Source organism: Frankia sp. CgMI4 (assembly GCF_001756285.1).
Lineage (GTDB): Bacteria > Actinomycetota > Actinomycetes > Frankiales > Frankiaceae > Frankia > Frankia casuarinae.
Map to the genome: position 1 here is coordinate 146,695 of NZ_MAQZ01000081.1, position 13,061 is coordinate 159,755.

The following is a 13,061-nucleotide window of genomic DNA, read 5'->3' on the forward strand; positions in this document are numbered from 1 at the left end:
CCCCGGGGGCGAATATGGGCCACCGGCGGGCGGTGGGGCCCGGCTTCGTGGTTTCTCCGTTGCGCTTCACGCTCCGGGCGAGTGTTGCGGACCGACACCAGGCGGGTGAGCTGGCCTGATCCAGGCTGATCGGGCGAAGATTTTACCCGCCGCTCACGAYGGCGATCGGCGGCCGAGCCCCGGCGGCGGGCGTCCGGCGCCGCGAACTATCGCTCACGGTAACGATAGGGTGTACGAAATCAACCCGTCCGTTCTTCGCAGCATCCTGGTTGGTGCGATTGACCTGTGCAAGGCCTACACTCGCCGGGAACGCTCGTGAAGAATTTCACGAGCACACAGGTGGAGGGCCCCCGGTGGGGCGCCCCCGGGACGAGTGGTCTAGCAGATCCGGAGCAATTCGTGACCATGGCGACGACAAGGGCTGATGGTGCGGCCGGCCGGTCGAAGGCCGACGCCGACRTCATCGTGGTCGGCGCGGGTCCGGGTGGCTCCTCGGCCGCCTACCATCTCGCCAGCGCCGGGCTCGACGTGCTCCTGCTGGAGAAGACGACCTTCCCCCGCGAGAAGGTCTGTGGCGACGGGCTGACCCCGCGGGCCGTCCGCAGCCTCGTGGACATGGGTGTCGACACCTCGCCCGTGGCCGGATGGGCCCGTAACCGGGGGCTTCGCATCATTGGCGGCGGCGTCCGCCTGGAGTTGCCCTGGCCGGAGCTGGCGAGCTGGCCCGACTACGGCCTGGTCCGTCCGCGGCTTGACTTCGACGATCTGCTGGCCCGCCACGCGGTGAAGGTTGGTGCCCGGCTGCACGAGGGGACCGCCGTGACCGGTCCGCTGCTCGACGAGCGCACCGGACGGGTCGTCGGCGTGCACGCCAGGACCGGCACTGACCGGGCACCTGTGACGTTCCGGGCGCCATTGGTCGTCGCGGCGGACGGTAACAGCGCCCRCATCGCGCTCGCCCTCGGTATCCGCCGCCGGGAGGACCGGYCGCTCGGGGTCGCGGTCCGCCGCTACTACCGCAGCCCCCGCACGCACGACGACTTCCTCGAGTCCCATCTGGAACTGTGGGAGGGCAGGCCGCGCGAGAGCCGACTGCTGCCCGGCTACGGCTGGATCTTCGGGGTCGGTAACGGCACGAGCAACGTGGGCCTCGGCCTGCTGAACACCACGGACGCCTTCCAGAACACCGACTACCGGGACCTGTTGCGCCGCTGGCTCGCCGCATTGCCGCCGGAGTGGGGATACACCGAGGACAACGCCATCGGCCCGGTGCGTGGCAGCGCCCTGCCGATGGGCTTCAACCGGACCCCCCATTACCGCGACGGCGTGCTGCTGGTCGGTGACGCGGGCGGGATGGTGAATCCCTTCAACGGCGAGGGCATCRCCTACGCGCTCGAATCCGGTCGGTACGCCGCCGAGATCGCCGTGCAGGCCCTCGCCCGCCCGGATGGTCCGGCGCGGGAGCGGGCACTCGGCCAGTACCCGGAACTCATGCGGGCCCGGTACGGGGGCTATTACACCCTGGGCCGGTTCTTCGTCCAGCTCATCGGCAATCCGACGATTATGGCGTTCGGTACCCGCTACGGGTTGCCGAGACCGGTCCTCATGCGTTTCGTTCTCAAGATCATGGCAAATCTCACCGACCCCCGGGGAGGGGATGCGATGGACCGGCTGATCAACGCGATGACCCGGCTCGCTCCCGCGGCCTGACGTGTCCGAAATGGCCACTGGTTCCGCGGACCGAGTCCGGACCGTTCGCGGTCCGTTCACCGGCGAGCCGTTTCACCCCAACGTCCGGTAACAAACTCTCGAAGGAGAGGAGTTCGGCATGCTCTCGAACTATGTGCCGATCCTCGTTCTGCTCGTGATCGCGGCCCTGTTCGCGGTCGGTTCGGTCGCGGCCGGTGCGCTRATCGGCCCGCGCCGGTTCAACCGTGCGAAGATCGACGCATACGAGTGCGGGATCGAACCCTCCCCGGCCCCGGCCGGACCGCAGCGTTTCCCGGTGAAGTACTACAACACCGCGATGCTCTTCATCGTCTTCGACATCGAGATTATCTTCCTCTTCCCCTGGGCGGTCGCCTTCGACAGTCTGGCGGTATTCGGTCTCGGCGCGATGGCGTTGTTCATGGCGACCATTTTCGTCGCGTACGCCTACGAGTGGCGGCGTGGAGGTCTGGAATGGGACTAGAGGAGAAGCTGCCGGGCGGTGTGCTTCTCGCCAGCGTCGAGAAGCTCGCCAACTGGTCACGGCGCTCGTCGCTGTGGCCGGCGACCTTCGGGTTGGCCTGCTGCGCGATCGAGATGATGTCGACGGGAGCCGGCCGCTACGACCTGTCCCGATTCGGCATGGAGGTCTTCCGGGCCAGCCCGCGCCAGGCCGATCTCATGATCGTTGCCGRCCGGGTGAGTCAGAAGATGGCGCCGGTGCTGCGGCAGATCTACGACCAGATGCCCGAGCCCAAGTGGGTGCTGTCGATGGGTGTCTGCGCCAGCAGCGGCGGCATGTTCAACAACTACGCGATCGTGCAGGGTGTGGACCACATCGTCCCGGTCGACATGTACCTCCCCGGCTGCCCACCGCGGCCGGAGATGCTCATGGATGCCATCATCAAGCTGCACGAGAAGATCCTCGCCGGCCCGATCTCTGGCCGGATCGAGCACACGAAGATCGGCTCCTCGCCGTATCCGAAACCCATCGAGGTGGCCACCGCCCGGGCCGGTCTGCCGGAGGGCGCGTTCGACACCCGGACCCTCTCGGTGAACGACCGCAAGCGCTTCTCGATCCCGGCCGGGGCGCCGGCGCCGACGGGTGGCGGGGCGGTCGAACCCGCCCTGGACACCCGCCGCCCCGCCGCCCTCGCGCCGCCGTCGGTGTTCGGGCGCGCCAAGCGGATACCGGTCGACCCCAAGCCGAGTGACGAGGCCCGGGCGCACGGGCCCGGTCCAACCACCGAGAGCATCGGTGATGTCGACGGCCCGGATCGGGGGATCTAGGCAGTGAGCGACGAGAGCACAGCCTCCGCCGACCTGATACCGGGCGCCGCCGGCGTGCCCGGCGGTCCGGGTGGGCAGCGCCGGGACGCGTTCGGCGCCGGTGACAGCGGTGACACCTCCGGGTTCGGCGGGCTCGTCACGCCCGTTCCGATCCTGAGCTCCACCGCCCGCCCGTTCGGTGACGCCGACGCCGACGCCGTCTACGACGCGCTCGAACGTGCCTTCCCCCAGCTCGGCGACGCCGTCGAACGGGTGGTGGTGGACCGCGGGGAGCTGACCGTCCACGTGCGCCGGGAGAGCCTCGTCGCCGTCGGGCAAACCCTGCGCGACGACCCCGACCTGCGGTTCGAGCTGCTGTCCTCGCTGTCCGGCGTGGACTACCCGGACGACGTCACCGRCCGTCGCCTGCACTCGGTGGCCCACCTGACCTCGATGACGCACCGTCGCCGGGTCCGGGTCGAGGTGTCCGTCACCGACGCCGATCCCACCGTGCCGAGCCTGACCTCGGTGTGGCCCACCGCGGACTGGCACGAGCGCGAGACCTACGACATGTTCGGCATCGTCTACACGGGTCATCCGGGCCTGACCCGGATCATGATGCCGGACGACTGGATCGGGCACCCGCAGCGCAAGGACTACCCGCTGGGGGGCATCCCCGTCGACTACAAGGGTGCCACGATCCCGCCGCCAGACGAGCGCCGGAGCTACTCGTGACCCCGCGTCCGGCCCCGGCCGGYCGGCGGCACCGCCAAGGCGATATCCCACGAGGCGACATCCCACGAGGCGACATCCGAGGTTCGCTATGACGACCAACACGTCGACTTCCTCCACCACGGACGATCTGACCACCGGGGCTCCCAACGGCACCGGGGCCCCCGACGGCGCGAACGGCGTCGGGGGCCCGACCGGGACCGTCGGCGGACCCGGGGAGCATCCGGCCTACGAGGCCGGCTTCACCGAGTCGGCGAACGGGCGGGTCTACACCGTCACCGGCAGCGACTGGGAGCAGATCCTCGGCGTCGGCGAGGAGGAGAACGAGCGGATCGTCGTCAACATGGGGCCGCAGCACCCGTCGACCCACGGGGTGCTCCGCCTGGTCCTGGAGATCGAGGGCGAGACGGTCACCGAGACCCGCCTCGTCATCGGCTACCTGCACACCRGCATCGAGAAGAGCTGTGAGTACCGCACCTGGACTCAGGCGGTCACCTTCCTCACCCGGGCGGACTACCTCTCGCCGCTGTTCAACGAGGCGGCCTACTGCCTGTCGGTGGAGAGGCTGCTGGGCATCACCGAGYAGGTACCCGAGCGGGCCACGGTGATCCGGGTGATGGTGATGGAGCTCCAGCGGATCGCCTCGCACCTGGTGTGGCTCGCGACCGGCGGCATGGAGCTCGGCGCCACCACCGCCATGATCTTCGGTTTCCGGGAGCGGGAGAAGGTCCTCGACCTGCTCGAGCTCATCACCGGGCTGCGGATGAACCACGCCTACATCCGGCCCGGGGGCCTCGCCCAGGATCTCCCCGACGGCGCCGAGCGGGCCATCCGGGCGTTCCTCGCGGACATGCCGAAGCGGATCAGGGAGTATCACGCGCTGCTCACCGGCCAGYCAGTCTGGAAGGCCCGGATGGTCGACGTCAACGTTCTCGACGCGGCCGGCTGCATCGCGCTGGGGACCACGGGCCCGGTGTTGCGCGCCGCGGGCCTGCCGTGGGACCTGCGCAAGACCATGCCCTACTGCGGCTACGAAACCTACGAGTTCGACGTGCCGACCGCGCTGGAGGGCGACTCCTTCGCCCGCTACCTGGTGCGGCTGGAGGAGATGGGCGAGTCACTCAAGATCGTTGATCAGTGTCTGGACCGGCTGCGTCCCGGCCCRGTCATGGTCGCCGACAAGAAGATCGCCTGGCCGTCCCAGCTTTCTGTCGGGTCCGACGGGACGGGCAACTCACTCGCGTACATCCGGAAGATCATGGGGACCTCGATGGAGGCCCTGATCCATCACTTCAAGCTGGTGACCGAGGGATTCCGCGTCCCGGCCGGTCAGGTCTACACCCAGATCGAGTCGCCGCGCGGAGAGCTCGGCTACCACGTGGTCAGCGACGGCGGCACGAGACCCTTCCGCGTCCACGTGCGGGATCCAAGCTTCGTCAACCTGCAGGCCGTCCCGGCGCTGACCGAGGGCGGCCAGGTGGYGGACGTGATCGTCGGGGTCGCCTCAGTCGACCCGGTGCTCGGGGGAGTTGATCGTTGATGGCGTTCTCGCCGGAGACCCATGCGGCCGCGCAGGAGATCATCGCCAGGTACCCAGCCGGCCGATCCCGTTCGGCCCTGCTCCCGCTGCTGCACCTGGTACAGGCCGAGYAGGGATGCGTGACCGCGCAGGGCGTCGCGTTCTGCGCGGACGTGCTGGGCATCACCCGGGCCGAGGTCGGCGCGGTGGCGACCTTCTACACGATGTACAAGCGGCATCCGGTCGGGGWCTACCTCGTCTCGGTCTGCACGAACCTGTCGTGCGCGCTGCTCGGTGGCGAGGACGTCTACGAGCGGGTCTCGAAGCTCCTCGGGGTCGGCCATGACGAGACGACGCCGGACGGGTCGATCACCCTCGAGCACGCCGAGTGCCTCGCGGCCTGCGACTACGCACCGGTCATGACGGTGAACTACGAGTTCTACGACCAGGTCGACCCCGACTCCGCCCAGGCGATCGTCGAGGACCTGCGAGCGGGGCGGCGGCCGGCGCCGACCCGCGGCGGTCCGCTGTGCTCGTTCGCCGAGGTCTCCCGCCAGCTCGCCGGGTTCGGCGATCCGAGACCGGAGGGCGTCGCGGGCCCGGGGGTCGGCGAGCCGTCGGTCGTGGGTCTCCTCGTGGCCGAGGCGGCCGGCTGGAGCGCCGAGCAGGCGCCCGCGCCGCTGGTCACCCACGGCGTGGTGGCCGACGCGGCGGCGCCGCGGCCCGCCGCCCCACCGCCTGCCGGGCCGCCGCCCGCGGTGGTTCCAGCGCCGACGACCCCGGCCTCCTCGGAACGGAAGGGGAGCTGACAATGCCCGTCACCCCGGTCCTCACCCGGCGCTGGAACACGCCGGAGTCGTGGACGATCGAGACCTACACCCGCCTCGACGGCTACACCGCGCTGCGCACCGCCTTCGCGATGGCCCCGGACGACCTCATCAAGCTGGTGAAGGACTCCGGGCTGCGGGGGCGCGGCGGCGCCGGCTTCCCCACCGGGATGAAGTGGGGCTTCATCCCGCAGGGCGACGGCAGGCCGCACTACCTCGTCATCAACGCCGACGAGGGGGAGCCGGGCACCTGCAAGGACGCGCCGCTGATGATGGCGGACCCGCACTCGCTCATCGAGGGGATCATCATCGCGGCCTACGCGGTGYGGGCCGGCCGGGCGTTCGTCTACCTGCGCGGCGAACTGATCCACGCGGCCCGTCGGCTGCAGGCCGCCGTGGCCGAGGCCTACCGKGCCGGCTACCTCGGCCGGGACATCCTCGGCAGCGGCTTCGACCTCGACCTCGTCRTGCACTCCGGCGCGGGCGCCTACATCTGCGGCGAGGAGACAGCCCTGCTCGACTCCCTGGAGGGCCGTCGCGGCCAGCCGCGGCTGCGCCCGCCGTTCCCCGCGACGCACGGCCTGTACGCCTCCCCGACGGTGGTCAACAACGTCGAGACGATCGCGTCGGTGCCGTACATCGTGAACTACGGCGTGGACTGGTTCCGGTCAATGGGCCGGGAGCGCTCGCCGGGGCCGAAGATCTACAGCCTGTCCGGGCACGTGACCCGGCCCGGCCAGTACGAGGCCCCGATGGGCACCACGCTGCGGGAGCTGCTCGACTTGGCCGGCGGCGTGCGGGGCGGTCACGGGCTCAAGGCGTGGACCCCGGGCGGGTCGTCCACTCCGATGYTGACCGCCGAGCACCTCGACGCGCCGCTCGACTTCGAGGGCATGCAGGAGGCCGGGTCGCTRCTTGGCACGGCCGCACTCATGATCATGGATGACACGGTCGACATGCTCAAGGTCGTCCGCCGGCTCACCCAGTTCTACGCGCACGAGTCGTGCGGCAAGTGCACTCCGTGCCGCGAGGGCACCACCTGGATGGTGCAGATCCTGTCCCGGATGGAACGGGGCCAAGGCGACGCCGAGGACGTGGACACCCTCGTCGACGCCTGCGACAACATCTTCGGCCGRGCATTCTGCGCGCTGGCCGACGGGGCCACCTCCCCGATCGTCTCGGGGATCAAGTACTTCCGGGACGAGTTCATCCCGGTGAGTGCGGTGACCACGAAGCCGAACCCCACCCCGGGAGACGCCACGGCCGGCGACGGCTCGCCCGCGTCCGCCCCGGGTGCCTACGCGGGAGCGCACTGACCATCATGACCGTCGCCCCATCCAGGCCTCGCGCCTCCGAGCCGGCCCAGCCGGCCGCACCCGACCTCATCACCCTCACCATCGACGGGCTGTCGGTGAGCGTGCCCAAGGGCACCCTCATCATCCGCGCGGCCGAGCTGCTCGGCATCGAGATCCCGCGGTTCTGCGACCATCCGCTCCTCGACCCCGTCGGAGCCTGCCGGCAGTGCATCGTCGAGGTGGAGGGCCAGCGCAAGCCGGTCGCCTCCTGCACCACGACGGTGGCCGCCGACATGGTCGTGAAGACCCAGCTGACCTCGCCGGTCGCCCGCAAGGCCCAGGCCGGCACGCTTGAGTTCCTGCTCCTCAACCATCCGCTCGACTGCCCGATCTGCGACAAGGGCGGCGAGTGCCCGCTGCAGAACCAGTCGATGGCGAACGGCGGCGCGGTCTCCCGGTTCAAGGAGACCAAGCGGGTGTACCCGAAGCCGCTGGCGATCTCCACCGAGATCCTGCTGGACCGGGAGCGCTGCGTGCTGTGTGCCCGCTGCACCCGGTTCTCCGCCCAGATCGCCGGGGACCCGTTCATCGAGCTGTTCGAGCGGGGCGCCGCCGAGCAGGTCGCGGTGAGCGACGGGCAGCCGTTCTCCTCCTACTTCTCCGGCAATACCGTGCAGATCTGCCCAGTGGGGGCGTTGACCAGCGCCGCCTACCGCTTCCGGGCCCGGCCCTTCGACCTGGTCTCCACGCCCACGGCGTGCGAGCACTGCGCGTCGGGCTGCTCCCTGCGCACCGACCACCGCCGGGGCAGGGTGACCCGTCGCCTCGCCGGCGACGACCCGGCGGTGAACGAGGAGTGGAACTGCGACAAGGGCCGGTTCGCCTTCACCTACGCGCGCGCGGCCGATCGGCTCACCACCCCGCTGATCCGCGACGACGACACCGGGCAGCTCGTCCCGGTCTCCTGGAGCGAGGCGCTCAAGTACGCCGCGCGGGGGCTGGCCGAGTGCCGGGACCGGCGCGGGGTCGGGGTGCTCACCGGCGGGCGGCTGACCCGCGAGGACGCCTACGCCTACGCGAAGTTCACCCGGGTGGCGCTGGCCAGCAACGACGTGGACTTCCGGGCCCGGCCGCACTCCGCCGAGGAGGAGCAGTTCCTCGGGTATGCCGTCGCCGGTACCGGCATCGGCGTCACCTACGCCGATCTCGAGGCCGCCCCGKCCGTGCTCCTGGTGGCCTTCGAACCGGAGGAGGAGTCGCCCATCGTCTTCCTGCGGCTGCGTAAGGCCGTGGACAAGCACGCCGCGGCCGTGCACGCGCTCGCCCCCCTGGCGAGCCGGGGGCTGACCAAGCTCGCCGGCACCCTCGTGCCGACGCGGCCGGGCGAGGAGGCGGCCGTCCTCGACGCGCTCGCCGCCCCCGACCGGGGCGGGCCGGAAGCACCGACCACGCGGGCCCTGCGGGCGCCGGGGGCGGTGATCCTGGTGGGCGAGCGGGCCGCGGAGTTCCCCGGGGCCCTGTCCGCGGCCGTCCGGCTGACCGAGGCGACGGGTGCCTCGCTCGCCTGGGTTCCGCGGCGGGCCGGTGACCGCGGCGCGGTCTCGGCCGGACTGCTTCCCTCGCTGCTGCCCGGCGGTCGCCCGGTCACGGATGCCGCCGGGCGCGCCGAGGTCGAGGAGGTCTGGGGGGGTCCGCTGCCCGGCGCGCCCGGCCGCGACACCGACGGCATGCTGGCTGCCGCCGCGGCCGGGCGGCTCGACGGGATKATCGTCGCCGGCGTTGACGCGGAGGACCTGCCGAATCCGGCGAGTGCGCTCGCGACGCTCGCCCGGATGCCGTTCTGCGTCTCGATCGAGCTGCGCCGGTCGTCGATCGCCGAGGTCGCGGACGTGGTTCTGCCCATCGCCCCGGTGGCGGAGAAGGCCGGCTCGTTCGTCGACTGGGAGGGCCGGCTGCGACCGTTCCAGCGGGCCCTGGACACCCCGGCCCTGCCAGACGTCCGGGTGTTGCACCTGCTTGCCGCCGAGATGGGCCTCGACCTCGGCCTGCCCGACGCCGGCGCGGCCGCCCRCGAGCTGCGCGCCCTGGGTCGGGCCGGCGACGGCGTGAGCCGGGTGCCCGCACCGTCGGAGCCGATCGCCGAGCCGCCCGTCGCGGGGGTGGGTGAGGCGGTGCTCGCGACCTGGCACCAGCTCGTCGACGACGGCGCTCTGCAGGCCGACGAGCCCTACCTGGCGGGCACCGCGCGCCCGGCGGTGGCCCGCCTGTCCGCCGCGACCGCCGCCGAGATCGGCGCCGTGGCCGGGAGACGGGTGACCATCACGGCCTCCCGTGGCTCGATCACCCTGCCCGTCGAGGTCACGGCGATGCCCGACCGGGTGGTCTGGGTGCCGACCCACTCGCCGGGCTCGCACGTGCGCCGGGCGCTCGCCGGGGACGCCGGGGTCCTCGTCCGGGTGGGCCCCGCCGAGGACGATCCCCCTGCCGAGGACGGCACCCCCGCCGGGGACGACACTCCCGGAGGCCGCGCATGAGCGCCACCCCGTCCACGCTCGTCTGGGCCGCGGCCGCGGATCCGGACCTGCACGCGTTCGCCGACGACCCGTTCTGGCTGATCCTGCTCAAGGCCGTKGCGGTGTTCGCCTTCCTGCTGCTGATGACGCTGTTCGCGATCGTGTTCGAGCGCAAGGTCGTCGCGAAGATGCAGCAGCGGGTCGGCCCGAACCGCCACGGCCCGAGGGGCTGGCTGCAGAGCCTCGCCGACGGCGCCAAGCTGATGCTCAAGGAAGACCTCATCCCGGTACTCGCCGACAAGCCGATCTTCATCCTGGCGCCGATCGTCTCCGCGGTGCCGGCGTTCCTCGCCTTCGCGGTGATCCCCTTCGGCCCGGAGGTCTCGATCTTCGGGGAGCGGACCACGCTGCAACTGGCGGACCTGCCGGTGAGCGTGCTCTACCTGCTGGCAGCCGCCTCCCTCGGCGTCTACGGGCTCATTCTGTCGGGCTGGTCGAGCGGGTCCACCTACCCGCTGCTCGGCTCGCTGCGTTCGGCCGCGCAGATCATCTCCTACGAGGTCGCGATGGGGCTCGCGTTCGTCGCGGTGTTCATCTACGCCGGCACGCTGTCGACCTCCGGCATCGTGGCGGGCCAGTCGGGTCGCTGGTACATCGTGCTGGTGCCGTCGTTCGTCCTGTACTGCATCTCGATGGTCGGCGAGACGAACCGGACCCCCTTCGACCTCCCCGAGGCCGAGGGCGAACTGGTCGGCGGGTTCCACACCGAGTACAGCTCCATCAAGTTCGCGTTCTTCTTCCTGGCCGAGTACATCAACATGGTCACCGTCTCGGCGATCGCGACGACCTTGTTCCTCGGGGGCTGGCAGCCTCCGCCCATCCCCGGCCTGTCCGGTCTGAACTCCGGCTGGGTTCCGCTGATCTGGTTCGTCCTCAAGCTGCTGGCGTTCCTGTTCTTCTTCATCTGGCTGCGCGGGACGCTGCCGCGGCTGCGGTACGACCAGTTCATGAGCTTCGGCTGGAAGGTGCTCATCCCGGTCGGTCTGGTCTGGGTGCTGGCCGTCGCGACCTTCCGCGTCTACCAGAAGCACGTGGACGACCGCACGCCCTGGCTCGTCGGGTTTGGCGTGGTCGTCGGCATCCTGCTGATCGTYGCGCTCATCGATCCCGGCGGCGCGAGGCACCAACGGGAGCTGGAGGAGGCCGAGCAGCGCAAGCTGGCCGAGGCGCCGAGCCTCGACCGCATCCCGTGGCCCCCCCCACCGCAGGCCGCTGGACGGGGTCGTCCGGCGGTGTCCGCCGGTGCCTCGGCCAATGGGTCGTCCACTGTCATCCCCGCGGACCCCGGTCCGCGTCAGGAGCGTTGAGTCATGGGGATCCTCGACCCGTACAAGGGGTTCGGCGTCACCTTCGGGACGATGTTCAAGAAGCCGACGACCGAGCAGTACCCGGAGGAAAAAAAGGAGACCGCTCCGCGTTTCCACGGCCGTCACCAGCTCAACCGGCATCCCGACGGCCTGGAGAAGTGTGTCGGGTGCGAGCTGTGCGCCTGGGCGTGCCCGGCCGATGCGATCTATGTCGAGGGCGCGGACAACACCGAGGCCGAGCGGTACTCCCCGGGCGAGCGGTACGGCCGCGTTTACCAGATCAACTACCTGCGGTGCATCCTGTGCGGGCTGTGCATCGAGGCCTGCCCCACCCGGGCGCTGACGATGTCCAACGACTACGAGCTCGCCGACGACAGCCGACAGGATCTGATCTTCACCAAGGAACAGCTGCTCGCTCCGCTGCGCGAGGGTATGGAGGCGCCGCCGCATCCGATGCGGCTCGGCTCCAGCGAGACCGACTACTACACTCGCGACCCCGACGCCCCGCTGCCCTGGCAGGCCTCGGGGCAAGAGCAGGTCGCGGGGCAGGCCGCGGAGCTGGAGGCAGCAGACGTCATTGCCCGGCGGACGGCGGGCGAGCACTCCCGGGCGGATGAGGTTCCCGCCCACGGCGCCGGTTCGGAGCGACCACGATGAACCACGAGATCCTCGCCGCGGCGGGGGACATCACCAGCACCTCCACCGGTGAGGCCGCGACCTTCTGGATTCTCTCGCCGGTCGCGGTGCTGGCCGCACTCGGCATGGTGATGGTCCGCAGCGCCGTGCACTCGGCGTTGCTGCTGGTGGCCAACCTGTTCTGCGTCGCGGTGTTCTACCTGATTCAGGAGGCACCGTTCCTCGGGTTTGTGCAGATCATCGTCTACGCGGGCGCGATCATGGTGTTGTTCCTGTTCGTGCTGATGCTCGTCGGGGTCGACTCGTCCGACTCGTTGGTGGAGACCATCCGTGGTCAGCGCCTCGGCGCGATCGTCTTCGGCCTCGGCTTCGCGGGCCTGCTGGCCTTCCCGATCGGTTCGGCGATCGACGGCGGGAGCGCCAAGGGCCTGTCCGAGGCGAACACCGGCGGCAACGTCCAGGCGATCGGCCGTCTGCTGTTCACCGACTACGTCTTCGTCTTCGAGGCGATCTCGGCGCTGCTCGTCGTCGCCGCGATCGGCACGATGGTCCTCGGCCACCGGGAACGTGAAGGCGGCCGGATCAGCCAGCGGGAGTGGATGCGGCGGCGCTTCACCGAGGGCCGTCAGGTCACCCCGTTGCCCGGGCCGGGCGTCTTCGCCCGGCATGACTCCGCCGACACGCTAGGGCTGTTGCCGGGCGGCGGGCGCGCCTCGGGCATCGGGGGCGTCCCCGGGACGCCCGACGAGCCGGGCGGCGGCATCTCCCGGGACGCGGACGGCTCGGCGCCCGTCGGCGCCGGTAAGGGGGACGGTCGATGAACCCCGCGAACTATCTGATCCTCTCCGCGCTACTGTTCACCATCGGCACGGTCGGGGTCCTCGTCCGGCGCAACGCGATCGTCGTGTTCATGTCGGTGGAGCTCATGCTCAACGCCGTGAACCTGACCCTGGTCACGTTCTCCCGCATTCACGGGACCCTCGACGGGCAGATCATGGCCTTCTTCGTCATGGTCGTCGCCGCGGCCGAGGTCGTCATCGGCCTGGCCATCATCCTCAGCATCTTCCGAACCCGTCGCTCGGCGTCGGTGGATGACGTGAACCTGCTGAAGTACTAGATCCCAGCCAAGCACGAGTACGAGCGCGAGCACCAGATCTTGACCAGCACTCCCACCGCGGACCGGGTCGGGTGGACTC

General features: G+C 70.6%; 12 protein-coding genes. All 12 read left to right on the forward strand.

Annotated elements, in window-relative coordinates:
• Positions 1-405 precede the first annotated feature (405 nt).
• The 12 genes from Manayef4_RS14655 (at position 406) to nuoK (ending at position 12,982) form a co-directional block, all read left to right on the forward strand.
• Positions 406-1,710 carry a geranylgeranyl reductase family protein gene (locus Manayef4_RS14655; RefSeq protein ID WP_175443393.1) on the forward strand — a complete coding sequence of 435 codons (1,305 nt, stop codon included), beginning with the start codon at positions 406-408 and terminating at the stop codon, positions 1,708-1,710.
• Positions 1,711-1,828: 118 nt separating this feature from the next.
• A complete protein-coding gene (locus Manayef4_RS14660; protein WP_011434998.1) occupies positions 1,829-2,191 on the forward strand; it encodes an NADH-quinone oxidoreductase subunit A in 363 nt (120 codons plus the stop codon).
• The gene (locus Manayef4_RS26710) at positions 2,182-2,997 is read left to right on the forward strand and encodes an NADH-quinone oxidoreductase subunit B (RefSeq protein WP_070131947.1); all 816 of its coding nucleotides are present in this window, start codon (positions 2,182-2,184) and stop codon (positions 2,995-2,997) included. Before Manayef4_RS14660 ends, Manayef4_RS26710 begins: the two co-directional genes overlap by 10 nt.
• Positions 2,998-3,000: 3 nt before the next feature.
• Positions 3,001-3,711 carry an NADH-quinone oxidoreductase subunit C gene (locus Manayef4_RS14670; RefSeq protein ID WP_070131948.1) on the forward strand — a complete coding sequence of 237 codons (711 nt, stop codon included), beginning with the start codon at positions 3,001-3,003 and terminating at the stop codon, positions 3,709-3,711.
• Between the two features lie 88 nt (positions 3,712-3,799).
• Positions 3,800-5,248, forward strand: coding sequence for an NADH-quinone oxidoreductase subunit D (locus tag Manayef4_RS14675; RefSeq protein ID WP_070131949.1), 1,449 nt, complete (start codon positions 3,800-3,802; stop codon positions 5,246-5,248).
• Positions 5,248-6,036 carry an NADH-quinone oxidoreductase subunit NuoE gene (gene nuoE, locus Manayef4_RS14680; protein WP_070131950.1) on the forward strand — a complete coding sequence of 263 codons (789 nt, stop codon included), beginning with the start codon at positions 5,248-5,250 and terminating at the stop codon, positions 6,034-6,036. Before Manayef4_RS14675 ends, nuoE begins: the two co-directional genes overlap by 1 nt.
• Before the next feature lie 2 nt (positions 6,037-6,038).
• On the forward strand, positions 6,039-7,370 hold the full coding sequence (nuoF, locus tag Manayef4_RS14685) for an NADH-quinone oxidoreductase subunit NuoF (RefSeq protein WP_070131951.1): 1,332 nt from the start codon (positions 6,039-6,041) through the stop codon (positions 7,368-7,370).
• Positions 7,371-7,375: 5 nt separating this feature from the next.
• The gene (locus Manayef4_RS14690; protein ID WP_070131952.1) at positions 7,376-9,883 is read left to right on the forward strand and encodes an NADH-quinone oxidoreductase subunit G; all 2,508 of its coding nucleotides are present in this window, start codon (positions 7,376-7,378) and stop codon (positions 9,881-9,883) included.
• The gene (nuoH, locus tag Manayef4_RS14695) at positions 9,880-11,229 is read left to right on the forward strand and encodes an NADH-quinone oxidoreductase subunit NuoH (protein WP_011435005.1); all 1,350 of its coding nucleotides are present in this window, start codon (positions 9,880-9,882) and stop codon (positions 11,227-11,229) included. The genes Manayef4_RS14690 and nuoH overlap by 4 nt, the downstream gene beginning before the upstream one ends.
• A gap of 3 nt (positions 11,230-11,232) precedes the next feature.
• Positions 11,233-11,886, forward strand: a complete 654-nt coding sequence (nuoI, locus tag Manayef4_RS14700) for an NADH-quinone oxidoreductase subunit NuoI (RefSeq protein WP_011435006.1) — start codon at positions 11,233-11,235, stop codon at positions 11,884-11,886.
• Positions 11,883-12,686: an NADH-quinone oxidoreductase subunit J gene (locus Manayef4_RS14705; protein ID WP_011435007.1), complete on the forward strand. Its 804-nt coding sequence runs from the start codon at positions 11,883-11,885 to the stop codon at positions 12,684-12,686. Before nuoI ends, Manayef4_RS14705 begins: the two co-directional genes overlap by 4 nt.
• The gene (gene nuoK, locus Manayef4_RS14710; RefSeq protein ID WP_011435008.1) at positions 12,683-12,982 is read left to right on the forward strand and encodes an NADH-quinone oxidoreductase subunit NuoK; all 300 of its coding nucleotides are present in this window, start codon (positions 12,683-12,685) and stop codon (positions 12,980-12,982) included. Before Manayef4_RS14705 ends, nuoK begins: the two co-directional genes overlap by 4 nt.
• The last annotated feature ends 79 nt before the right edge of the window (positions 12,983-13,061 follow it).